23 protein-coding genes are annotated in these 22,385 nt (G+C 36.9%); 13 read left to right on the top strand and 10 right to left on the bottom strand.

What is annotated here, in order from left to right; genetic code table 11:
• Positions 1-19: 19 nt before the first annotated feature.
• The 3 genes from QNH48_RS19935 to QNH48_RS19925 all read left to right on the top strand — a co-directional run bounded on the left by QNH48_RS19935 (position 20) and on the right by QNH48_RS19925 (position 2,936).
• Positions 20-1,528, top strand: a complete 1,509-nt coding sequence (locus tag QNH48_RS19935; protein WP_283951704.1) for an aminotransferase class V-fold PLP-dependent enzyme — start codon at positions 20-22, stop codon at positions 1,526-1,528.
• 67 nt (positions 1,529-1,595) lie between these two features.
• The gene (locus QNH48_RS19930; RefSeq protein ID WP_283951703.1) at positions 1,596-2,093 is read left to right on the top strand and encodes a L,D-transpeptidase family protein; all 498 of its coding nucleotides are present in this window, start codon (positions 1,596-1,598) and stop codon (positions 2,091-2,093) included.
• A gap of 111 nt (positions 2,094-2,204) precedes the next feature.
• On the top strand, positions 2,205-2,936 hold the full coding sequence (locus QNH48_RS19925; protein ID WP_283951702.1) for a DUF3784 domain-containing protein: 732 nt from the start codon (positions 2,205-2,207) through the stop codon (positions 2,934-2,936).
• Positions 2,937-2,978: 42 nt separating this feature from the next.
• Here the strand turns inward: QNH48_RS19925 and QNH48_RS19920 are convergent, their stop codons facing one another.
• A complete protein-coding gene (locus QNH48_RS19920; RefSeq protein WP_283951701.1) occupies positions 2,979-5,384 on the bottom strand; it encodes an immune inhibitor A domain-containing protein in 2,406 nt (801 codons plus the stop codon).
• A gap of 693 nt (positions 5,385-6,077) precedes the next feature.
• Here QNH48_RS19920 and QNH48_RS19915 point away from each other — a divergent pair.
• Together QNH48_RS19915 and helD are read left to right on the top strand one after the other, a co-directional pair.
• A complete protein-coding gene (locus tag QNH48_RS19915; protein WP_283951700.1) occupies positions 6,078-6,989 on the top strand; it encodes a hypothetical protein in 912 nt (303 codons plus the stop codon).
• 185 nt (positions 6,990-7,174) lie between these two features.
• Positions 7,175-9,502 carry an RNA polymerase recycling motor HelD gene (helD, locus tag QNH48_RS19910; protein ID WP_283951699.1) on the top strand — a complete coding sequence of 776 codons (2,328 nt, stop codon included), beginning with the start codon at positions 7,175-7,177 and terminating at the stop codon, positions 9,500-9,502.
• Between the two features lie 44 nt (positions 9,503-9,546).
• On the opposite strand, the gene QNH48_RS19905 is transcribed toward helD, so the two are convergent.
• Positions 9,547-9,684: a BA3454 family stress response protein gene (locus QNH48_RS19905; RefSeq protein ID WP_095251128.1), complete on the bottom strand. Its 138-nt coding sequence runs from the start codon at positions 9,682-9,684 to the stop codon at positions 9,547-9,549.
• 83 nt (positions 9,685-9,767) lie between these two features.
• Here QNH48_RS19905 and QNH48_RS19900 point away from each other — a divergent pair, with 83 nt between their 5' ends.
• On the top strand, positions 9,768-10,244 hold the full coding sequence (locus QNH48_RS19900) for a GNAT family N-acetyltransferase (RefSeq protein ID WP_283951698.1): 477 nt from the start codon (positions 9,768-9,770) through the stop codon (positions 10,242-10,244).
• Here QNH48_RS19900 and QNH48_RS19895 read toward each other — a convergent pair.
• Positions 10,241-10,471 (bottom strand): hypothetical protein, encoded by a 231-nt coding sequence (locus QNH48_RS19895; protein ID WP_283951697.1) that lies wholly within the window; start codon positions 10,469-10,471, stop codon positions 10,241-10,243. The two genes, QNH48_RS19900 and QNH48_RS19895, sit on opposite strands and share 4 nt — an antisense overlap.
• Positions 10,472-10,716: 245 nt before the next feature.
• Between QNH48_RS19895 and asnS the strand changes: the two genes are divergently transcribed.
• Complete coding sequence (asnS, locus tag QNH48_RS19890) at positions 10,717-12,108, top strand: asparagine--tRNA ligase (RefSeq protein ID WP_133366975.1); 1,392 nt, start codon at positions 10,717-10,719, stop codon at positions 12,106-12,108.
• A gap of 91 nt (positions 12,109-12,199) precedes the next feature.
• Here the strand turns inward: asnS and QNH48_RS19885 are convergent, their stop codons facing one another.
• The gene (locus tag QNH48_RS19885) at positions 12,200-12,373 is read right to left on the bottom strand and encodes a hypothetical protein (protein ID WP_193747866.1); all 174 of its coding nucleotides are present in this window, start codon (positions 12,371-12,373) and stop codon (positions 12,200-12,202) included.
• 175 nt (positions 12,374-12,548) lie between these two features.
• Between QNH48_RS19885 and QNH48_RS19880 the strand changes: the two genes are divergently transcribed.
• Together QNH48_RS19880 and QNH48_RS19875 are read left to right on the top strand one after the other, a co-directional pair.
• Positions 12,549-12,770: a helix-turn-helix domain-containing protein gene (locus QNH48_RS19880; RefSeq protein WP_095251123.1), complete on the top strand. Its 222-nt coding sequence runs from the start codon at positions 12,549-12,551 to the stop codon at positions 12,768-12,770.
• Positions 12,771-13,027: 257 nt separating this feature from the next.
• Positions 13,028-13,228, top strand: a complete 201-nt coding sequence (locus QNH48_RS19875; RefSeq protein ID WP_095251122.1) for a cold-shock protein — start codon at positions 13,028-13,030, stop codon at positions 13,226-13,228.
• A 242-nt stretch (positions 13,229-13,470) separates the two neighbouring features.
• On the opposite strand, the gene QNH48_RS19870 is transcribed toward QNH48_RS19875, so the two are convergent.
• Entirely contained in the window at positions 13,471-14,085 is a 615-nt protein-coding gene (locus QNH48_RS19870) for a PH domain-containing protein (RefSeq protein WP_283955829.1), read from the bottom strand.
• A 230-nt stretch (positions 14,086-14,315) separates the two neighbouring features.
• Between QNH48_RS19870 and QNH48_RS19865 the strand changes: the two genes are divergently transcribed.
• Positions 14,316-15,284: a DMT family transporter gene (locus QNH48_RS19865; RefSeq protein ID WP_283951696.1), complete on the top strand. Its 969-nt coding sequence runs from the start codon at positions 14,316-14,318 to the stop codon at positions 15,282-15,284.
• Positions 15,285-15,327: 43 nt separating this feature from the next.
• Here the strand turns inward: QNH48_RS19865 and QNH48_RS19860 are convergent, their stop codons facing one another.
• The 5 genes from QNH48_RS19860 to QNH48_RS19840 form a co-directional block, all read right to left on the bottom strand.
• On the bottom strand, positions 15,328-16,188 hold the full coding sequence (locus QNH48_RS19860; protein WP_283951695.1) for a DUF421 domain-containing protein: 861 nt from the start codon (positions 16,186-16,188) through the stop codon (positions 15,328-15,330).
• Positions 16,189-16,205: 17 nt separating this feature from the next.
• Positions 16,206-16,409, bottom strand: a complete 204-nt coding sequence (locus tag QNH48_RS19855) for a DUF1657 domain-containing protein (protein WP_283951694.1) — start codon at positions 16,407-16,409, stop codon at positions 16,206-16,208.
• Positions 16,410-16,475: 66 nt separating this feature from the next.
• A complete protein-coding gene (locus QNH48_RS19850; RefSeq protein ID WP_095251117.1) occupies positions 16,476-16,679 on the bottom strand; it encodes a DUF1657 domain-containing protein in 204 nt (67 codons plus the stop codon).
• Between the two features lie 82 nt (positions 16,680-16,761).
• Positions 16,762-18,015: an erythromycin esterase family protein gene (locus tag QNH48_RS19845; RefSeq protein ID WP_283951693.1), complete on the bottom strand. Its 1,254-nt coding sequence runs from the start codon at positions 18,013-18,015 to the stop codon at positions 16,762-16,764.
• Positions 18,016-18,125: 110 nt separating this feature from the next.
• Entirely contained in the window at positions 18,126-18,908 is a 783-nt protein-coding gene (locus tag QNH48_RS19840; RefSeq protein ID WP_283955828.1) for a GNAT family N-acetyltransferase, read from the bottom strand.
• Positions 18,909-20,223: 1,315 nt separating this feature from the next.
• On the opposite strand from QNH48_RS19840, the gene QNH48_RS19835 reads away from it, so the two are divergent.
• From QNH48_RS19835 to QNH48_RS19825, 3 genes are all read left to right on the top strand, one after another.
• On the top strand, positions 20,224-21,093 hold the full coding sequence (locus tag QNH48_RS19835; protein ID WP_481858509.1) for a YitT family protein: 870 nt from the start codon (positions 20,224-20,226) through the stop codon (positions 21,091-21,093).
• A 97-nt stretch (positions 21,094-21,190) separates the two neighbouring features.
• Positions 21,191-22,057, top strand: coding sequence for an SPFH domain-containing protein (locus QNH48_RS19830; RefSeq protein WP_283951691.1), 867 nt, complete (start codon positions 21,191-21,193; stop codon positions 22,055-22,057).
• A 13-nt stretch (positions 22,058-22,070) separates the two neighbouring features.
• Positions 22,071-22,250, top strand: a complete 180-nt coding sequence (locus QNH48_RS19825) for a type II toxin-antitoxin system antitoxin (protein ID WP_095251109.1) — start codon at positions 22,071-22,073, stop codon at positions 22,248-22,250.
• Positions 22,251-22,385 lie beyond the last annotated feature (135 nt).

Here is a 22,385-nt window from a genome sequence, read left to right as displayed (position 1 = left end):
TTTGGAGAGGAGCTGAAGTATGATTACTGCAAGAATCGGGAGTAAATGGTATACATTGCCGGATAATCTTGAAGAGTATTTTCAAAAATTCAGGTCTCATGTTATCGGCATTAACCAGGAGTTTGACTCCCCACACGGAAGAAAACCGATTATTTATGCAGATTGGACGGCTAGTGGAAGAATATTTCGGCCAATTGAAGAAAAAATTTCAGAGGTATTCGGTCCTTTTATGGCAAATACACATACGGAATCAAATATTACAAGTTCAATGATGACGGGTATCTATAATCAATCAAGAAAGATTATAAAGGAACACGTAAATGCAAATGGGGATGATGCGGTTATTCTTGATGGATTTGGGATGACATCTGTGATGAATAAATTACAAAGAATAATGGGAATTAGGGTTCCAGAACAATGGAAAGAAAGTATTAAACTTTCTGAGCGGAATAGACCAGTTGTTTTTCTCACACATATGGAGCACCATTCCAACCAAACCTCATGGATTGAGACATTAGCGGATGTTGAGATTATTAAACCTGACTCGGAAGGTCTAGTAGATGTAAATCATCTGGAACAACTTCTGTCACAGTACCGTGACCGAGTGGTTAAAATTGGCTCATTTACGGCATGCTCGAATGTAACGGGAATCCAAACCCCTTATCATAGGCTGGCCAAAATCATGCATAAGCACGGAGGTCTTTGCTTTGTGGATTTTGCTGCCTCTGCTCCCTATGTGAAGATTAATATGCACCCAGAAGACCCTATGGAGAAACTCGATGCCATTTTCTTTTCTCCGCATAAATTTTTAGGTGGACCCGGCACGAGTGGTGTCTTAATTTTTGATAAAAGAATTTATACTAATAAGGTGCCGGATCATCCAGGAGGTGGGACGGTAACATGGACAAATCCTTGGGGTGGACACCAATACATTAACGACATTGAGCATCGTGAGGATGGAGGAACACCAGGAATTCTTCAAGCGATTCGTACAGCTTTGTGTATAAAATTAAAGGAACAAATGGGAATAGAACAAATTTTAGCGAGAGAAAGAGAACAGCTAGAGCTGCTTTTATCTGGATTAGAGAATATTCCTAATCTGCATGTATTAGAGAGTCATCAACGAAATCGAATCGGAATAGTTTCATTAACGATTACGGACATTCATTACAATCTTATTGTTCGTTTACTAAATGATCGATTTGGATTTCAGGTTCGCGGAGGCTGCTCATGTGCAGGAACATATGGTCATTACTTATTGGAAATCGACAAAGTTAAATCGAAGCAAATCGCTGAACAAATTGATCAGGGAGATTTATCTACTAAACCAGGGTGGGTCCGGTTTTCACTGCATCCCATTATGACCAATGCGGAAATTTTATTATTTGTAAAAGCAATGAAAGAGATAACTACGAACATTAAGGATTGGAAAAAGGATTATGTGTATGACCCAGACAGTAATGATTATTTCTATAATCAACACATCCGAAAGGATATGTCGCCTCTATTTGATTTAACAAGCCTGTGACATCCTTTTATTATAGGCAACGGTTCTGATATTCCAACATATGTTATAAGAAAAAAGGTGGGATATCATGATTCATATAGTGAAGCGGGGCGATACACTTTACCAAATTTCTTTGGATTATCGGGTAAGCCTCGCAAGTCTTTATGCAGCCAATCCCGGTGTCAATCACCAGCAATTATATGTAGGACAAAAAATTCAAATCCCTGGTCTGCCAGACCCAAATACGATACCCTATTCGATACAAATTTCGGTTGGGAAAAGAAGACTTTCATTATACCGAAATGGAAAGCTCGAAAAAATCTACCCGATTGCCGTAGGAAAAATGCTCACAGCTACTCCGACTGGAGAATTTGTGATTGTGAATCGGCAGATGAATCCAGGCGGACCTTTTGGTGTATTGTGGTTATCGTTATCAAAGCAGGGGTATGGTATTCATGGCACCAATAATCCGAGTTCAATAGGTAAAGCAGTTTCTCATGGGTGTGTTCGAATGCATAATCGGGATGTTCTTCAGCTTGCCGAAAAGGTTCCCAACGGCACAAGGGTAATCATCCGGCCAACTTAATAAAATGAATAAGGGTCGATTATGGCCCTCTTTTTCTTGAAAAAGTGAATCTATCACAAATGATAAATCGTAGTAATATATATAGCAAATATATTGTAGGGGGGTGCTGGAATGTGGGGACTTTTCGCAGTACATATAAGTGTGATTGTGGTTTTCCTTATTCTTGGAGGGGTGGTAAGGAAAAAGAAAGGCTACTGGCTGATTTCAGGCTTCGCTTCCCGGCCGAAGGAAGAACAGGAGGAGTTAATTCGTAATGGTTATCCACAGAGGATGGGTGGATTATTAATCATAACGGCCATTGGCATGTTGATATTGCTTCCGCTCATGTTTACCTCGTTTAAATATGCAATGGAAGTTCAATTTGGATTTATGATTATATTTTTAATGGGAGGAATGATTTATTTAACAAAATATGAGGTTCCAAAAAAGCGCAAACGCAGCTATGTTATAAGTATTTCCTTATTTATTGTCATAATTGGCGGCATAAGTGCTCTATCATATTTTAGTTATCAAGGGTACGAGCTAGTAGCAAAGGAAGAAAGCTTTGAGATAACAGGGATGTATGGTGATGAATGGAATTATGAGGACATAACTTCGATTGAACTTATGGAAAAACTTCCAGAGGTTACGGTGAGAACTAACGGCGTTGGTCTGCCAACACTTTCAAAAGGACATTTTAAAGTGAGGGGTTACGGCAGCAGCCTGCTTTATATTCAAAAAGGGTCATCTCCATATATCTATATTGAATTAAAAGATAAGAAGATATTTATTAATGATAAAGATCCGGAGCAGACACGACTTTGGTTTGAACAGGTCAGCGAAAAAGCCGAATTAACTCAATAAAAAATCTCACCTTCCTAAATGGGGAGGTGAGATTTTTGTTGATTATTTGTAAATTACAATCGAACCAACAGATTTGTCTTTTGCTTGTCCGTTCACACGAACCTTAAGGCCAAAGTTACCGATATTTCGGCCAGCATCAGGCATGAATGTATTTACAAAAGAGTTGCTGTCATTGAAAAGTGAAACTGCTGGCTGACTTGGTTCAATCAATGTTTGAAGACCTGGATAATCAAGATTTAATCCAGAAGTTGGGTTTAAACCAAATGCCGCATCAGCAATATGGAAACGAGAAGAAGCTTGAACTGGTGCTCCACCAATTATAGTCCATGATAAATCAGTATTAGGATGAGCATCTACAACGCCTACGAATCCTTCACCTGGGTGAATGCCTGTCCAGTTGTCTGTAAAAGTTGGGTCTATATACCAGACAACAAGACCGCCATCATAGCTCATTAATGATTGTCCGCGTTTGATATTGGCTAGACCTTCGTCAACACCTGCATGGTTACGCCATTCTAATAGGTAGTAGTGATCAGAGTATTTATTTCCGTCTGATTTTTCAAAACCACTTAAAGTAAATGTTGATTTTGTTTCTGCACCATCAACCACAACAGAAGTGCCATCTGCTTTAACGTTAATGTTATCTACGTAGAAGCCTTTTTCTGATGTTCCCCAATCAGTAATATAACGGAAGCGAAGTTGTACTTTTTTACCTGCATATTCGGACAAATCAAATGCTTGCTTCGTCCAGCCGTTACTATTACCTGTAAAACCAGGGAGGGCAGGAGCGATTGTTGGATATGCTTCAGGCACTGCACTTGAAACAGTGTTGCTATTGCTTAAAGATTTCCAAGTTACACCGTTATCCTCAGAGACTTGTACAAAAGCAAAATCCCAATCCTTTTCGATTTGATACCATGCATCAAACTCTAATGTTGCAGAAGTTTTTCCTGTTAAATCCACACTTGTAACCATGTTTGTATCGATTTCATCTTGTTGACCGCCCCAGTACTCGAAGCTGCCAGTAGCAGGTTTATTAATATTTGTAGCTTTTTGTGGTAGGTTTACTTTTGCTGCAATTGCGTTTTTCCCATTTGGAGAGTTGGCTTGATCAAGTAACACTTGTGTTCCTTTTGTAGTTACCTCACTCCAGTCTAACTCAATTGTGTCATTTGTCCAATTTCCACCTAGGTATGATTGGTAATAAGATTTTGCTAATGGCGAAAATCCAGTTGGTTCTGTACCACCAATTTTTCCAGCCCATGAACCACTTGCCATGATTGACCAGTAAGCTACTGCCTCACCAGTACCAGAGTACACTGTATCATATTCATCTGGGTAGCCTAAATCATGACCATATTCATGCGCGAACACTCCGGTTGCACCGTCTTCAGGCATCATGGTGTAATCGTAAAATCCAGGCTTTCCGTTACCTAATCCATCTGGATCAACCAAGGTTGCAGAACGGTGTGACCAGATAGCATTATCACCAAGGGATCCTCCACCTGCTTCTTGACCAACGCCTGAGTGAATAATCATTAAGTGATCGACTAAACCGTCTTTTTCACGTAAGTTTCCGTCACCATCAAGATCATGTGGATCTTCTAAATCATAATTATCAACTGGAACACCAGCAGCTACAGCTGCAGCGTAGGCATCAGCAACTAATTTTTTCGACCCACCTGGTACTACGTTATCATGACCGCCGCTTGCTCTATCAGCACCATAAAACTTCGCAGTTCCTGGAACCTTTATCCAACCATAGGCTTTACCATCTACAGAATAAGTTCCACCAGATTGCTGTTCATAAAATTGTTTCATAGAAACAAAATCTTCACCGTTCGGACCTTTAACACCATCTTCTCCAAAAATCATATCTTCATAGTGACTAAGTGGATAGTCTTTATAATAGTTGTCAGTCTCGGATGGGTTAATCTTATTATGTTCAAAGTCAGAGTATTCAACAGCTAGGACAAGAACTTTGTCTTCTCTTTTTTCACCAGTATATGTTGTTTCTTGTACAGGATCCGGATTACCCTTTAAGTGTCCGTTTTTGTTCCCATTTCCATTTAATAAACCATTGTTAAATTCTTTAAATTTATTTTGTTTTTCTGCTTCAGCAGCTTTTACTTTTGCGGCTAACGGATCAGCCTCATTGCCCTTTGTTTGTTTGCCTTTTAACTCGAGGTAGTTTTTTAGGAATTTTTGCTTTGTTTCATCAGAGGCATTTTTTGAAAGAAGCCCTTGTTTAATAAAAGATTCTATTAATCTTTCATCATTTACCACAGCTAAATCTAGTGAGCTGTTTGAATGTGTAGCGATGGAAGCGGCTTCCGCTTTATGTAATAATCCTCCATCCTTTGATAGAATGTCGGAGCTTGGGAAACCTGCGAATAAAGTACCTGCAAGCATGACTGAAGATAGACTGGTTTTAATAAACTTATTCAATTTTTCTCCCCCATTTAAATGTATTACGGCCGTAATAACATAATATTTAGAAAATTAGGACAAAACAATGGGTAAATTTTCTCTAATTTTTTGCTAAATTCCTCGGAATATAGGTCAAATAGGATGGAATTTCGACAAAAGTCTTGAGTGTTTTGTAGTAATCTATCAAATTATAAGGAAAAATAAATGAGTTATGAAAATAATAATAAAGTATTTACAGTAGTTATAAGATGTGCTTTTGTTGATGGTCATTTGGGCATCAAAGAAGAAGTAATAACTAGGTTTGAAATGAAATGGAGGCTAATTTTAATGTTTTTAGCAAGGAAAAAGACCATTCTATAAAATCCTTTTCATTATATGAGAATATCAAGGTGTATAATTTGTTATTCTGATATATTAAAATTTGACTGCGAATCATCCAAAAAAATGCTACAATCGACTAAAAGGTAAGAATACTTCAACAACGACATTTACAAATCCGAGGGGTGACTTATTTTTGAAAAAGGTTTATATCATCCATTCAGACGCGGAAGAGAAGGCTGGGAAATATGGCATGCTCGAACTTGCTAAGATTTTGAAGGGTCAATGGGAAAAAAATTAAAGCTCTCCTGCTGGAGAGCTTTTTACTATGTTGTAGACGAAATGTTGGAATGAAACGGGTGGAAATTCAAATACTACCAATAATACTGCTTAATGAAATGGGATATGAGTATGAAGAAATCCAAACGTAATAAAATACCCTTTATTATCTTGTTCCTTATCCAAACAACTCTTTTAGGTGTTTCTTTTTATAAATCTAGGAATAAAAAGCATTTATTTACTCTCTTAATGTCCAATATCGGTTTTGCTTATTTACTGGAGTTTTTTGTATTAAATCTTTTTAAAGCTTATAAATATAAACCAAAAGTGATTAAAAATGACTTTTTTGATAATATTTTTGGTGCTATATTATCACAGGCCATTTTTGTCCCATTTACGGCTCTATTCTTAACTGCTTCGAAATTAGGGTGGGTATGGAAATTACTTGGCGGCATATATTTTACACTGGTGGAACTCTTATTTTTAAGGTTAAAAGTATATAAACATTATTGGTGGAAAACCGTATACACCTTAATTTTGATTCCTATCTACTTTAACATCAGTGATTGGTGGAATTTATTATTAAGTAAGAAAAACCCGGTCATTCGCTTTATTTCGTTATTCTTGATGATTATGGTAACGGAAGCAAATTTATTATTTCTCTTTGCGTCAACCCGTAAGATTCGTTTCGGATTTGGAAAGTATCATTCATGGACAGAGCATTTTATTATCGTCCCTTTGTATGCAATTTCCCTAGCTCTATTTTCAACTATGTCCTTCTTGAAAGAGAATAATTGGAGTGCAAACCTAAGGGTTTTGCTAATGAGTATTGGGTTAGATCAGTTTTTTAAAAAATATAAACTGTCTAAGGTTAAATTTAAGGGTGTAGACTATTTGTCTATACGTATATTAATGATATTGCTATATGGACAATTTAGAGATTGGGTTTATGGAGAGAGAAGAACTGTTGAATTAGAGAATTTTGGGGTTGAAAAGGTAGCTGAAATAGTGAGTAATCGAGATTAGTCATAAAAAAAACGCCTTCAGGGCGCAGGATATATATTGAAATCAATAAGTAATCATGATAATATTAATTTTGGTCTTGAAATACAATTATATAGAGATTAAAAATTCCCTAATAATATATTAGCACATCAAGGGTATGGTTGTCAAATATATATGGGAAGAAAATTTGTCTGGAGAGTGGTCAAATGAGCGAAACCTTAAATAGGGACTTACAATTGGAGCAGGAACGAGTAAGTACAGTAATTAAGGAAATTGATAAGAAAAAGCAAAAACTCCAGAAAAATACTGGAGGAGTTAGTTCGGATGTACTAGAGCTTCGAAAGACCTTTTGGGAAGATGTAACGGTTAATATGGATGAGCCGGATGATGTTATCGAAACGGCAGCCAGTATAAAACAACAGGCAGAATTGTTATCAGAGCGGGAGCGGACGTATAAACAAATGGATAAACAGCTCCGTATTCTTGAACGCTTAAGTTATTCCCCTTATTTTGGACGGATTGATTTTTTGGAGACGGGGGAGAACAACGTTGACCATGTGTATCTCGGAATTGCTTCACTTATGGATGAGAATGATGAGAATTTTTTAATTTATGATTGGCGAGCCCCTATTTCCAGCCTTTATTACGATTTTGCCCCGGGCCCAGCTTCTTATCAAACAATGGACGGTAAGATTGAAGGGGAGATGAATCTAAAAAGACAATTTATCATTCGAGCTGCCAATATAAAGGCCATGTTTGATACAGGAGTAACCATTGGGGATGAAATGCTTCAAGAGGTCCTTGGAAATAACGCTAATGCACAAATGAAAAGTATTGTAGCCACGATTCAGAGAGAACAAAATTTAATCATTCGGAATGAGAAAAGTAAACTCCTTATCGTTCAAGGGGTAGCAGGAAGTGGTAAAACATCTGCTGCTCTACAACGTGTTGCATATTTGCTCTACCGGTATCGTGAAACGTTGAAGTCTGAGAATATTATGCTGTTCTCACCGAACCCATTGTTTAACTCTTACGTATCGACGGTACTCCCTGAACTAGGTGAAGAGAACATGGAGCAGGCTACCTTTATGGAATATTTAAATAATCGAATCGGGAATCAATTCGAAGTTGAGGACCCTTTTGACCAGATGGAATTTTTACTTAACAACAAGGAGGGCCATTCAGATTATCAAGCCAGGGTTAAAGGAATCCGCTATAAATCAAGCCTAGCGTTTAAACAAATTATCGATCAGTATGTAATTGATTTATCTAGAAAAGGTCTGCTTTTTAAAGATTTAATTTTCCGAGGCGAGATTGTCTTCTCTAAGGAAGCGATCTATGATTACTTTTATTCGTTAGATAATAGTTTTACCATTCCTAATCGACTGGAAATGGTAAAGGATTGGCTATTAAGAGAGTTAAAGAGAAGAGTCAAACAGGAACGTTCAAAAAGCTGGGTTGAGGAAGAAATTCAATTTCTTGAAAAAGAGGACTATTTAGAGGTATACCAGGAACTGCAGGATAAAGAGCGTTTTACTGATAAGAGTTTTGATGATTTTGAACTGGAACAAAAGTTTCTTGCTGAAAAAGTCGTGAAACAAAAATTTAGACCGTTATTTGCTCGAGTAAAAAGGTTAAATTTTATCGATATGCAGGGATTGTATATTCAGCTATTTAAACGTGGAGCTGATAATAAAGAAATCCTTTTTGATGACTGGAAACAGATATGTTTGCAGACTGTTGAACAGGTTGCAAACTTTAAAATTGCCTATGAGGATGCAACTCCTTTTGTCTACTTACAGGATTTACTGAAAGGCAGAAAATCAACAACAGGGATACGTCATATTTTCATTGATGAAGCACAGGACTATTCACCATTTCAGTTTGCGTTAATTGAAAGGCTTTTTCCCTATAGTAAAATGACACTTCTTGGCGACTTCAATCAAGCAATCTTCTCAGGTGCGACAGGGTCACCTACAGTTTTATCGGATTATGAAGAAAAGGGAGATGACATCGAGAAGATTATTTTGACAAAAACCTATCGTTCTACTAAGGAAATTGTAGATTTCACCAGTTCCTTGATTGACGGTGGAGAAAGAATCGAACCCTTTAATCGACATGGTAAAAAACCAACAATAAAAAAAGCTGATCCACACTTACTAAATGGGTTCATTCAAGATAAAATAAATGAGTTTTTTAATGAAGGGCATAGAACGTTAGCGGTTATTTGCAGGACGGCTGCAGAGAGTAAAACAGTATATAATGCACTTAAGGATGAACTACCTTTACATTTAATTGAGAAGGCTACTATCGCTTATGAAAAAGGCATCTTGGTAATACCGTCGTATTTAGCAAAAGGAATCGAATTTGACGCCGTTATTCTTTATGACAGTTCTCATTATAGAAATGAAAGTGAACGGAAATTATTTTATACCGTCTGCACTCGTGCGATGCACAGGCTCCATATGTTTATAACAAATGGCATGAGCCCATTAATGAAGGATGTAGCGGAAACATTATACAATGTAGAATAAAGAATAAAGAATAAAAAAACAGCGTCCAGAGTTAGGACGCTGTTTTAGTTATCTTGCCATTGCTTTTGAACCTGTTCATAAGCAAGACGGTAAATTTCTTCTTCGGAAGTGTTTGGGTTTGCTAATACATTTGTTAAATAGTTTTTTCCTTTATATGTTACTTTCACATTTACTTGGAGCATAATATCACCTTTCTCATTTAAATTTGTAAGCCAATTAAGGTCATTGTTATAATTGTTTTATCGTTTGGAACAGGAGGGAAATCATGTCAGTGCATTTCGAAGAGATAACAAAAGAAACGCTTTATATTGCGCTTGAAATTATAAATTCAAATCCATATTATAATGTTGTTGAAAATGGTCGTGACCAAAGGGAACTTGAAGAAATCGAAGAAGAGTTTTTGAACCCTGTCACTACAAGTGTTTTTATCAAGCTGGATGATACCTATATTGGGGTTATGGATTACTTAATGGAAAATCCAAAAGACCAAAGCCCGTGGCTGGGACTTCTAATGATTCATGGTGATTACCAAGGATTTGGTTTTGGTACTCAGGCGTATGCTCTTTATGAAAGTGATTTACGTAAAAGAGGTTTCGTACGGACTCGCATTGGAGTAATCACAGAAAATGTAAAGGCGAAACAGTTTTGGGATTCATTGGGGTTTCTTTATATTAAAACAGCTTTAAGTGAAAATGGCAAGGAAATTTTCGTTTATGAAAAAAACTTCCCGAAGGAAGCCTAGACCTCAAGTAACAAAAATTCCTCGGCAAACTTCTGTACCTGAAGTTTGTTTATTGTTTTCTTCTTTAATGTAGATTCTGCCATTACTAAATGGGCATGAATAGCAGTATTTCTTTTTAATTCTCTAATAGATACATCGCCATTCAGTAATTGAATGGCTTTTTCTCGGATGTCTTGACTCTTAGAAGAATGATACAGGAGAAAAGCAATACAAGTAACTTTATCCACAATCAACACTCCTTTTAACAAGAATCGAACATTTCTTAATAAATTCGACTAAAGGTTGAAAAAATCCTGCAAATATTCTGAAAAATATCCAAGAGATTACAGGAAAATTTGTTGAATATTGCTTATTTGGCAGGAGTTTAATATAATATTGAAGGGATATAACATTGATACTGTGGAAACTTACCTTCTAGTCCCTTGTGACGGGAGGATTTTTATTTTTACATAAGAGTTGGAGGTTGTAAAAAATGAAACAAGCCTTAATTAAGGATTTGTACAGAAATACAGAGAGTTACATTGACCAAAAGGTAGAGTTATCTGGTTGGATTCGCACGATTCGTGATTCAAAAACCTTTGGTTTTATTGAATTGAATGATGGAAGCTTCTTTAAAGGAGTTCAAATCGTGTTTGATGAACAATTAGAGAACTTTAAAGAGATTGCAAAGCTCCCAATAAGTTCATCAATTAGAGTAGCAGGAGATTTCATTCATACTCCTCAAGCAAAACAGCCCTTTGAGATCAAAGCAACGAATATTTCCATAGAAGGACTTTCAAATAGTGATTATCCTTTACAAAAGAAAAAACATTCATTTGAATACTTAAGAACTATTTCTCATTTAAGACCCCGCACCAATACTTTTTCAGCTGTTTTTCGTGTTAGGTCTTTAGCTTCGTATGCGATTCACAAATTCTTCCAAGATAAAGGATTTGTATACGTTCATTCACCAATCATCACAGGAAGTGATACAGAGGGTGCGGGTGAGATGTTCCGAGTTACCACTCTTGATATCGATAACCCTCCTAAAAATGAAGAGGGTAAAACGGATTTGTCAAAGGATTTCTTTAATAAAGAAACCAACCTGACTGTTAGCGGCCAATTATCTGCAGAGGCTTTTGCCTTGGCGTTCCGCAATGTTTATACATTTGGGCCAACCTTTAGAGCGGAGAACTCCAATACTGCGAGGCACGCAGCCGAGTTCTGGATGATTGAACCGGAATTGGCATTTGCGGAGCTTCCAGATATCATGGACCTTGCTGAAGATATGGTTAAGTATGTAATTGGCTATGTCCTTGAACAAGCACCGGAGGAAATGAACTTCTTTAACAGCTTTATTGAAAAAGGTTTATTAGATCGCCTTAACAATGCTCATACTTCAAGTTTTGGACGTGTGACTTATACGGAAGCAATAAATATTTTAATGGAGTCAGGCGAAACTTTTGCCTACCCAGTCGAATGGGGACTCGACTTGCAAACAGAGCACGAGCGCTATTTATGCGAAAAAGTTTTCAAAAAACCTGTTTTTGTTACGGATTATCCGAAGGAAATCAAAGCGTTCTATATGAGATTGAATGAAGATAATAGAACAGTTGCGGCAACTGATTTACTTGTACCAGGAATCGGGGAATTAATCGGAGGAAGTCAGCGTGAAGAGCGCGAGGATATTCTTGCAGGGAAAATTAATGACCTTGGTATGAATGAAGAAGATTATTGGTGGTACCTAGAATTAAGGAAATACGGCGGTACAAAACACTCAGGCTACGGTCTAGGCTTTGAACGCTTAATTATGTACCTTACAGGTATGTCAAACATTAGAGATGTCATTCCATTCCCAAGAACCACAGGCAGTGCAGAGTTCTAAAAAGAAAAGTGGAAGCGCCTTGGCGCTGAAGCTAGACAGTAACAAATATAAAAGAAGACCAATCCCATGGATTTGGTCTTTTTTCATTCATTTATTGAGTTTGAAATTCTTCTTCGAAAAAAAATGTACCGGGATGCTCCTTAACAATGTAAGAATATCTTTTCATATTTTTCACATATTGCCATTTTAGAATGGTAACTTCTTCGCCAGTGTCCTTTAGTTTCACAGTTTGCCCGCTATTGAACCTGTTATTTGAGTTTCTCAAATCAACACCCCTTTTTTTCATCAATTTAATTATATCACACTTTTTATTTCATCGCCTGTTACTGTCTAGTGAAGCTTTTTCAGTGACATTAACCTTGTTGAAACAGTGGATGATATGAGATTCCTTTCATTTAAATTTCCATTGTGTTACACTATTTAAAAAGTGAGGTGTCATTTTGTCAACTTATAAAGCGAAAAAGAGTAACCTCAAAGCCCTATTATCAAAAAACAGCATGAATCTTGAAGGTTTGGAAAAGAACACACACATTCCTTTAGACCAGCTTAACGGCTATATGTCAAAGAAAGTGATGAACCTAAGTACAGCCATGACGATTTCCAAGGAATTAAATTGCCAAATTGAAGATTTATACGACTGGGAATTAGAAAAGAAGGCTTAAGTTCTTATTTGTGTCACTAGGGGAATTATCCTAGTGGCATTTTTAATAACTTGACCATTGTATATGGTGTTTATTCAAGTTAAAAGTGGAAGAGTCAAGGACGAGAACTTGCTTAATTTTTCATTCTCTGGTATGATTATGTAGAATTATTTTTGTTCGGTAGTAAAGGGAAGAATAAGTAACAGCTTTTCGCCTGGATCTTTAAAGAGCAAGAATAGTAATACAATGTGTGGATTACACACTAGGAGGCAACAAATATGGAAAACGGTAAAGTAAAATGGTTTAATGCAGAAAAAGGTTTCGGATTTATCGAGCGCGAAGGTGGAGAAGATGTATTCGTTCACTTTTCAGCAATCCAAGGCGAAGGCTTTAAAACTCTAGAAGAAGGTCAATCAGTAACTTTTGATGTTGAAAAAGGCGCTCGTGGACCTCAAGCAGCTAACGTAAACAAAGCTTAATCACATAGCATGTGAAAAAACAGACCCAAAAGGGTCTGTTTTTTTTATTTAGCTGTGTTAAAGTAACGGTTGATTTAAGAACTATGTTGATTTGTGCGGAAGGCGCGAGACTCCTCGAAAATGCTATCGCATTTTCTTCGTGCGTGGGCAGATTCGAGGAAGTAAATCAATGTCCTGCAGGAGGCTTCCCGAACCGCCTGGAGCACAAATCAACAGCCCAATTTAACACAGCCATTAATTAACTAGTTATTAATGTATTTTTCAAATACAAAGCCAAAGTCTTTTACGCTATATTGCTTTTTGCTTTCCTCTAACCATTGGAATGCAGCTTGATTTAGCATTTTGAATTGTACGACTAAGTTGTTTTCTGTACTATTAACACGTCCTATAGTAGTGGAGGCAATATCAAGGCTTTCCTTGGCAAAACGAAGAGAAATTTCATTATCATGACCCAGTTCTGATATCTTTATGAGCGCCTTGTATAAGTCTTTAACTTCTTCAATGTGTTTTTTATGGATATCAATCGAAAATGGCTGTGAACCAATTTTAAATTTAATTTCAATATCAAGGTCGACAGTTCCAGCAGTCTCAAGCTTCACATCGGATATTTTATTTGTAGCGTAACTATAACGATGAAGCATCCTCTTTTTACTCGTAGCACTTGTTCCATCGAGATGAATAAGGGCATTGTTGGTGAAGCAATATTCATCCGATTTAGATTTGATTAAGAAGTAAATCTTTTCGTTATCTTCATGCATAACATAATCATCAGAATCAACCTTATCATAATTTTCTGGTTTAATAACAGAACCAACATCACTTAACCCTAATATATCCGCTGCTACTTTTCCAAACATACTATCAACCTCACTCACCCAAATTTTAGTTGCCATTCAACTTATACGTTTAGGTTCTCAAGAAGTTTCGTGTTTTTTGAACGACGAAACAATTTATGCGTCATTTTTTCGTCTTATACTCCCTTTAGAAATTACAAATAATTCAGATATTTGATATAATAAAAAAATGCAACCATTGGAGTGAACGATTTTCATTGGAAGGAAATGAATTTTAAAGGGGAATATAGGTAATGCGACCGATTTTATTAGGCATATTAGCTGCCTTCTTTTTTGCATTTACGTTTATTATCAACCGTTCTATGGAGTTAGATGGAGGGAGCTGGATATGGAGTGCTTCACTTCGATATTTCTTTATGATTCCACCGCTATTGCTTCTTGTTTATGGGAGGAAAAATCTTAAGCCATTATTGGTGGAGATGAAAAATAATCCGCGTTCCTGGCTCCTATGGAGCTTTGTAGGCTTCGGTCTATTTTACGGACCAATTTGTTTTTCCGCTGCCTATGCACCTGGCTGGTTAATCGCTTCAACATGGCAAATAACCATTATCTCTGGATCGTTATTAGCCCCGCTATTTTTTGAAACCGTTATGACTAAAAAGGGCCCCATCCAGGTGAAAGGCAGAATACCTTTCAAAGGCATGGCTATGTCATTAATTATCTTGCTCGGTATTATTTTAATGCAATTGGAGCAAGCGAGTTCTCTTACGCCAATTGAAGTTTTATTAGGAGTGGTGCCTGTCATAATCGCGTCATTCGCTTACCCTCTAGGGAATAGAAAGATGATGGATGTGTGTGGGGGAAGGCTCGATGTTTTTCAACGAGTATTAGGAATGACACTTGCCAGCATGCCGTTATGGATTATACTTGCTATTTATGGATTGTTTACTGTTGGCCCTCCAAGTATGGGTCAATCGATTCAATCAGGGCTAGTAGCGATTACCTCGGGTGTAATAGCAACCATTTTATTTTTCCAGGCAACCGATCTCGTAAGAGGAAATATGCAGAAACTAGGAAATGTGGAAGCTACACAATCGATGGAGGTTTTATTTGCCTTAATCGGAGAGTTAATTCTATTAAAAGCGGCATTTCCATCCATGATCTCATGGACAGGAATGATCCTTGTAATGGCAGGGATGATGCTACACAGCTATGTGTCGCATAAAGGTGATATCCTTGATGGAAAAAAAGTAAGCGCATAAGCAATGAGAGCCTAATCAATTCGTTGATTAGGCTCAAGAGTTATTAGCTCGTAAGATAGGGTGTTAATATATCAATTGTCTCCTGTACGAGTTTTGAATTTTTCTTATACATAGCTTTTGATGCCTCGTCTTCTGTTTCAAGTGAAAATATTTCTAAATCAGCCTGTGCCTTTTTTAGTGAGGCTAATAAAAGAGGACGCTGAGTAGGAGAGGGGACCTGTATTTTGTCATCATAGATGTCAACGGTTAATTCACCGTATGAATCCACTTGTCCGATAAATACATTGTCGAGGGTTAGTTCAAGCTTTTCTAATTCCGTTTCTAACCATCCTCTGCTTTTTCCTGCAGACCTCAATGCTTCATTTAAAATGCTTCCGTCCATGATTACTGTTTGTGGTTCTTTTTCAGCAGGTACCTTCATTTGTAAATCTTTAGGTGTCAATGGACGATTTTCTTTTTTCAATAAGGCACTTAAGGTACCTCTAGGCTCCAACACTGCAAATTCAACGTCTGCTACACGATAAATATCTTTTTGCCTAAGAAGGGCAGATAATTCATCAATGGAGTATTTTTCCTTCTTTAAATTCTCCTCGAGAACCTTCCCATCCTTTATAAATACAGTCCCTCTTCCTTCAATGAAGTCCCGGAAAGATTTACTCTTTAATGCTAAAATGTCAGCGAAGAGAGTTGCAAGGCTAAAGATAATAATAGCAGCCATTCCTTGGAACATATTTTTTTCAAGACCAGTTATCGCCTCACCTGCAATACTTCCGATTGTAATCCCTGAAACATATTCAAAAAAAGAAAGTTCAGAGATTTGCTTTTTTCCTAATATTTTTGTCATGAAAAATAATAGAGCTAAGAAAACAAAGGAACGAATGATAATATCAATCCAACTAGGCATATTCATTCACCTCAGAATTAACCTTTATATTGTGGTTCAAGTCGTTCAAGTTCCAAAACACGTGTCTGTAAATCTTTTTTAACCAAAGCTATGGTTTCCATGGTAGTATGGAAGACTTCTTGAGCTCCTTTATCATTAGAATTTAAGGCTAGGGAAGATAATTGTGCTTCAATTCCCTTAATATTCGCAAGGCATTGCTTTACACTTGCAGCAATGGTCATAATTATACTTCCTTTCTAATCGGATAACGAAAAGAGTTGGCAGGGATGCCAACCCTTTTCGTTTTTTTATTGGTTATATTGAGGCTCTTCAGCTAGAATTTCTTGAAGTCTTGGTTCTAGGCTATCAAGGACAGATTGAGTTTGCTGCGCTGCATCCTGATAGAGTTTTTTTGCGTTTTGATTATCCGTTGCTAATGCAAAGGTTTCAAAGCTGGCTTGAGCACTTTTTAATCCTGCTAATGCTTGTTTAACTTGTGTGCCGACTGTCATGGTGTAAGGCCCTCTTTCTTTTTTTAAAATATATTACAAGCAGTAGTTTGTGGATTAGCTCAGAATTTATGTAATGTGATTTTTAATAAATAAGACTTTCCATTTCTAGTGGATGTAGAGCGTGTGTTTTATCTAAAAAAATAAATCCATCGTAGCGACTGCTCATGACAGATGGAACATAGTTTCCATATTGCTCATGCTCTGGTCGATAAACAACACCGATAGCACGGTGACCAATTCTTTGACTGAATTCTTCCCGATTTTCATCGTTAAACATGAGGTATTGGTTAAATGCACCAGCTTTATGCATAAGGTTTTCCCAGCTTCCAATTTGAGCAGAGGGGACATTTGTTACGCTAAAATCTACTCCCCATTCCGTTGAAGCGATTACTGTGCCGCTGTTAGTGCCAAAGCCAACAATATAAACATCCTCAGGGTAATTCTGTTCCCTAATTAACTGACCAACATTTACCATTCCAGCATCTTTCATATCGGTTGCCCGAGCATCACCAACATGCGTATTATGTTCCCAAATGATTACTTTTTCACCGTCACCATAAAATTTTATTACTGCATTCAAAGCCTCAACCATGTGAATGTCTCTCACGTTCCAAGACTTTGAATCGCTGGTAACCATCGTCCGGTAATACTCTTCAGCATTAACAGTAACGAGTGCATTAACCTCCATATTTAGGCTGCTTTCTTCATCGTCAACATATTTCCACTTGTTCTTTTGAATGGCAGAAAGAAGTGCAAGGGCTTCTTTCATGCAGTCCTCTGATAAATAACCTGCTGAGACAGCATATGATTCATTCTTTCGGTTAAAAGGTTCAAAGCAATTGAACGCATTTCTCGCCTGTTTAAGTCCTGTGTGACCGGTACGTTCTAAGTATTTTATAATTTCGTCCATACTTTCCCATAAACTATAAACATCTAATCCATAAAATCCCACTTTATTCTTTCGCTTAGTTTGTTGATTGAAATTTTTTAACCACTCTATTAATTCAATTATTTCTTGGTTAGCCCACATCCACGTCGGCCAGCGATTAAAGCTTCCAAGAGCCTCTCTAACATTGTTTGTGGGTGACCCGATGTTTTTTATATATCGATTGATGGATTGGCAGGAAGGCCAGTCTCCTTCAACTGCAATAACGGAGAAGCCCTTTTCATTGATTAATCTTTTAGTAAGCTCAGCCCGGATTGTATAAAATTCTGCAGTCCCATGTGATGATTCACCCAGAAGGACATACTTTGAGTCACCAATAGCTTCAATTAAGGGATCAAGATCATCAATGGTTTCGAAGGGTTTAGCATATTTCTTTACGGAATCAAACATCAGCAGACATCCTTTCAATTCTTGGTCATAATGCTAATCTTCCCTATAGGTATAACAGAATAACAAAAAAACTCCCAAATTTTTTAAAAATGAGAGTTCAACAATTTTAGTTATCTGTACATTGTCCATTTACCAATATCTCTAAACCCTAGACGTTTATAAATACGTCCAGCTTCGGGATTATTATAGAATAAGCAAAGTACTTTACCTTCATTTAATACATCTTTAAAAAGCTTCTGCATAATACTTGTAGCTAAACCTTTGCGTCGATATTCTTTTCTTGTACAAACCCCTACAATCATCGCGGAGATAGAATTTTCAGCAGTAGTTGATACACAAGCAGTCATTTGTCCATCTTCTTCAGTGAAATAGGTTCTAGCAGTATTGGCTTCCATTGATGTTTGTAACATTTCAGCTGCATTATCACTGAGATGAAATTCGTCAATTGTTCTACGAAGGGATAGGATTTGGTCAATTTCATCTATGCTGGCCTTTTTTATGTCCATACTTGTTTCATCAAGAAATTCTGTGCTCTTACATTCTGCAAAAAAGGTTTCTTGTTTCTTACCAAGCTGTAATTCCTTAAATGATTCGAATTTCTCGACAATATCTGTTTTCCCGGATAAGAAAACTGGCTGAGGGTAAGAGACAATAATCGAGACAAACTCAGCGACATTAAATTCTCCTTTGGCATAAGGAATAAAGGATTGATAGTATCTGAGAAGGACGGCGATGATGTCACCTTGTTGATTGAATTCTGCCCAGATTTCTTGGAAATCGGAATCATATCCAAATACTTCTATGTCACCAATGATAAATAAATTAATAGAAGGTTCTTCACTTAAGTAAGAAATTACTTGGTCATGGTCATTTTTGGTTAATTTCCTAATGATAATAATCGCCCCCTTGAATGCTAATATCTTATCCAAAAAGTGGGTATTGTTCAATATTAATAATGTAATAGTTTGGCTAAACATGAGTATTTTTAATAGTATGGTAATTTAGAAAAGTTCACCAATTCGTCACAACAGTGTGTTTTAGGAGTGCATTTGAGGTGATATACTATAAGTGTAAAGAAGATATAAAAAGTTAACTTCTTAGGAGACTCAACCATCCGTGTTCGTTCCGTGTGTGAACGAGTAGTAAAGGTTTTCCCTTTGCAATGTTTGGTTGGTGGAGCGATGTAAATTGAATTGGTAAGGTGCAAGACTATCGAAACTTTCTTTTTAGTGAAAGAGATATTCTTCTTTTCAAATGAAAGTACACCAGTTATTGTAATTTGGGAGTAAAGAGTAGTTTGTCTACCTATGTAAAAAGTACGTAGATAAAAATCTCAAACCAAATACGATCTTTCTTAAAATTATGATGGAAGCTTCCTTCGCGAAGAAACCTAAAGTAATAAGATTAGAAAGAATCTAAAAAACAATAACTAAAACAAATAGGAGCAGTCAACTATTTGGTCCTTGAATTTGATGAAGGAGCTCACCTAAAGGTAAGGAGAAGTAAGGGGATAATGATATTCAATAAATGAAGAATCTTTATTCATATTATTATCTAACCTTCAACCAAACCAAATCTTACATTGCCAAGAAACCAAACCAAATAAAAGGATAATGAGTCAATCGGTAGTACCGGTAAATTTGTTTCTTTTAAGGAATTTGAATTCCATTAAATCCCATGTGAATTAATTCCTTCAACGGAACAACACACATCTGCTAATTCTACAACCTTCCATTAGATCGTAAAGTGACTAAAAGGAAGAGTAAAGAACACTTTGGCTGATGTCATGGTTGGGTCCCCTAAGAGGTTAATATTCCCAAGAAGCTGTCTCAATGGAGGCGGCTTCTTTATTTTTGTGCTTTATTAAAAAAAATGTTGATTTCAAACACTGATTGATTTTCGTCCCAGGCATGAGACTCCTCGAAAATGCTATCTCATTTTCTTCGTGCGTGGGCGGATTCGAGGATGTAAAAATCAGTGTCCTGCGGTCGCCCGCGGAAAGCGAAGTGCCTGGACCGAAAATCACCAACAAATTTTAATGGGTAAATATCTTTGAATTTCACCTAGAAATATGGGGAATAAAGTGCATAAAAATTCAAAAAACTATCAATAAACTGATATAATGGAATTAAAAGTCTATACGAAAGGGGCAAGATAATGTCAGGAATCCCAAATGCTAATCTTAACGAGCAACAAAAAGAAGTACTGATGGAGAAAATTCAACACAAAGGGTTAACAACCAGCAAGATTATACAAAGAATTATGCTCATTACAATCGGGGCAGCTTTAATGGCCGTAGGGTTGGAAATTTTTCTCGTTCCTAACCATGTAATCGATGGAGGCATTGTTGGAATTTCGATTATGCTTTCTTATTTGACTGGTTGGAAACTTGGGATTTTTATCTTTATTCTCAACATTCCTTTTTTCTTTATCGGTTATAAACAAATTGGAAAAACCTTCGCATTATCCACTCTTTATGGAATTATCATTCTTTCCATTGGCACTACACTACTTCATCCAGTACCAGCTTTTACCCAGGATATCTTACTTGCAACCGTTTTTGGAGGAATCGTCCTCGGAATCGGAGTAGGGATGGTCATCCGCTACGGAGGATCTCTAGATGGAACGGAGATTCTCGCAATATTATTCAATAAGAAGCTTCCATTTTCTGTTGGTGAAATTATCATGTTTTTTAATTTATTTATTCTTGGAAGCGCAGGTTTTGTATTCTCATGGGATCGAGCTATGTATTCTCTAATAGCCTATTTTGTTGCCTATAAAACCATCGATATTACCATTACCGGCTTAGATGAATCCAAATCGGTTTGGATTATAAGTGACAATTCAAAAGAAATTGGCGAGGCCATTATGAATCGACTTGGACGTGGCGTTACCTATATTAATGGAGAGGGTGCCTACTCAGGAGATCACAAGAAGGTAATTTTCTGTGTCATTAACCGGCTTGAGGAAGCAAAGTTGAAGGAAATTGTTACTGAAAGTGATGAAAACGCATTCCTCGCCGTTGCAGATATCGCTGAAGTACGCGGAGGCAGGTTTAAGAAACGAGATATTCACTAGAAAAGCTGCCAATTGGCAGTTTTTTTATGGTCTTTTCGATATTAAAGTGATATCATAATGATAGTAGATAATAACTCGTTTTAAGGGAGTGGTTGGTTTGAAAGAAAAAGAAATGTTTAAATTGAACGGGGTTATTGGTGTTATTCTCTTCCTTTTATTTGGTGCAATAACAGTATTTTGCTTCAGACAATTTATTTTAACAGAAAGCTTTATTATGGTAATTGTTTCATTTGTATCACTAATCATAACAGTCCTAATTATTTCAGGGTTTACCATAATTCAACCAAATCAAGCAAAGGTATTTACGCTTTTTGGGAGCTATCTTGGAGTAATAAAGCAAGAGGGATTCTGGTTATCGGTCCCGTTAACCATCAGAAAAAATGTATCACTTAGAGTGATTAATTTTAACAGTGACAAATTAAAAGTAAACGATTTGGAAGGAAATCCGATTGAAATTGCCGCAGTAGTCGTCTATAAGGTGTTTGACTCCGCAAAAGCGGTTTTCGATGTTGAAGATTACAAAGAATTCGTTCATACTCAAAGTGAAACGGGATTACGCCATATAGCAAGTCAGTACCCGTACGATAATTTTAATAACGATTATGAAATCTCTTTACGACAGCATTCAGATGAAGTTGCGGACGAATTAACAAGAGATCTGCAAGAAAGGCTACATCTGGCTGGTGTGGAAATAATAGAAGCAAGAATTATGCATTTAGCTTATTCCAGTGAAATTGCACATGCAATGCTGCAAAGACAACAGGCGAAAGCCGTGTTAGCTGCTAGGAAAGTAATTGTTGAGGGAGCCGTTTCAATGGTTAAATCTGCAATCGACCAACTGAGCACAGAAGGAATTGTAGATCTTGATGAAGAAAAGAAAGCACAAATGGTAAATAATTTAATGGTAGCTTTAGTTTCCGATAAGGGTAGTCAGCCGATTATCAATACAGGTAGTATCTATTAAGGTTGTGACAAAAGTGGCTGAGAAGAAAAGATTTTTACTGCGCATTGATCAAGAAATCTATGATGCACTAGAGAAATGGGCAGAAGATGAATTCCGAAGTGTAAATGCACAAATAGAACTGCTCATTAAAAAAAGTTTGAAGGATTCAGGCAGACTTAAAAAAAATAGAGGTAAGGGTAGTAAAGAAGAATAATATGCCTTGGAATTAAGGGGATTGTCGGTTCAAGGCAATCCCTTTAAAATTAACTCACATTCTGTCGTTTGGTGAAGAATTGGCGCTCGATGAACCTCAATTTTTGTCGTTGTATGCGCTTACCTAGGAAATAAT

It is taken from the genome of Neobacillus sp. YX16, from assembly GCF_030123505.1.
Taxonomy (GTDB): domain Bacteria; phylum Bacillota; class Bacilli; order Bacillales; family Cytobacillaceae; genus Neobacillus.
Note: the sequence above shows the minus strand (reverse complement) of the source record. Positions and strands in the feature narration are given on the sequence as shown.

Bases quoted from the DNA above. Each gene is read 5' to 3' on its own strand.
- QNH48_RS19935 (WP_283951704.1), top strand. From the start codon at position 20: ATGATTACTGCAAGAATCGGGAGTAAATGGTATACATTGCCGGATAAT.
- QNH48_RS19930 (WP_283951703.1), top strand. From the start codon at position 1,596: ATGATTCATATAGTGAAGCGGGGCGATACACTTTACCAAATTTCTTTG.
- QNH48_RS19925 (WP_283951702.1), top strand. From the start codon at position 2,205: ATGTGGGGACTTTTCGCAGTACATATAAGTGTGATTGTGGTTTTCCTT.
- QNH48_RS19915 (WP_283951700.1), top strand. From the start codon at position 6,078: ATGAAATGGGATATGAGTATGAAGAAATCCAAACGTAATAAAATACCC.
- helD (WP_283951699.1), top strand. From the start codon at position 7,175: ATGAGCGAAACCTTAAATAGGGACTTACAATTGGAGCAGGAACGAGTA.
- QNH48_RS19905 (WP_095251128.1), bottom strand. From the start codon at position 9,684: ATGCTCCAAGTAAATGTGAAAGTAACATATAAAGGAAAAAACTATTTA.
- QNH48_RS19900 (WP_283951698.1), top strand. From the start codon at position 9,768: ATGTCAGTGCATTTCGAAGAGATAACAAAAGAAACGCTTTATATTGCG.
- asnS (WP_133366975.1), top strand. From the start codon at position 10,717: ATGAAACAAGCCTTAATTAAGGATTTGTACAGAAATACAGAGAGTTAC.
- QNH48_RS19875 (WP_095251122.1), top strand. From the start codon at position 13,028: ATGGAAAACGGTAAAGTAAAATGGTTTAATGCAGAAAAAGGTTTCGGA.
- QNH48_RS19870 (WP_283955829.1), bottom strand. From the start codon at position 14,085: ATGTTTGGAAAAGTAGCAGCGGATATATTAGGGTTAAGTGATGTTGGT.
- QNH48_RS19865 (WP_283951696.1), top strand. From the start codon at position 14,316: ATGCGACCGATTTTATTAGGCATATTAGCTGCCTTCTTTTTTGCATTT.
- QNH48_RS19860 (WP_283951695.1), bottom strand. From the start codon at position 16,188: ATGCCTAGTTGGATTGATATTATCATTCGTTCCTTTGTTTTCTTAGCT.
- QNH48_RS19855 (WP_283951694.1), bottom strand. From the start codon at position 16,409: ATGACCATTGCTGCAAGTGTAAAGCAATGCCTTGCGAATATTAAGGGA.
- QNH48_RS19850 (WP_095251117.1), bottom strand. From the start codon at position 16,679: ATGACAGTCGGCACACAAGTTAAACAAGCATTAGCAGGATTAAAAAGT.
- QNH48_RS19845 (WP_283951693.1), bottom strand. From the start codon at position 18,015: ATGTTTGATTCCGTAAAGAAATATGCTAAACCCTTCGAAACCATTGAT.
- QNH48_RS19835 (WP_481858509.1), top strand. From the start codon at position 20,224: ATGGAGAAAATTCAACACAAAGGGTTAACAACCAGCAAGATTATACAA.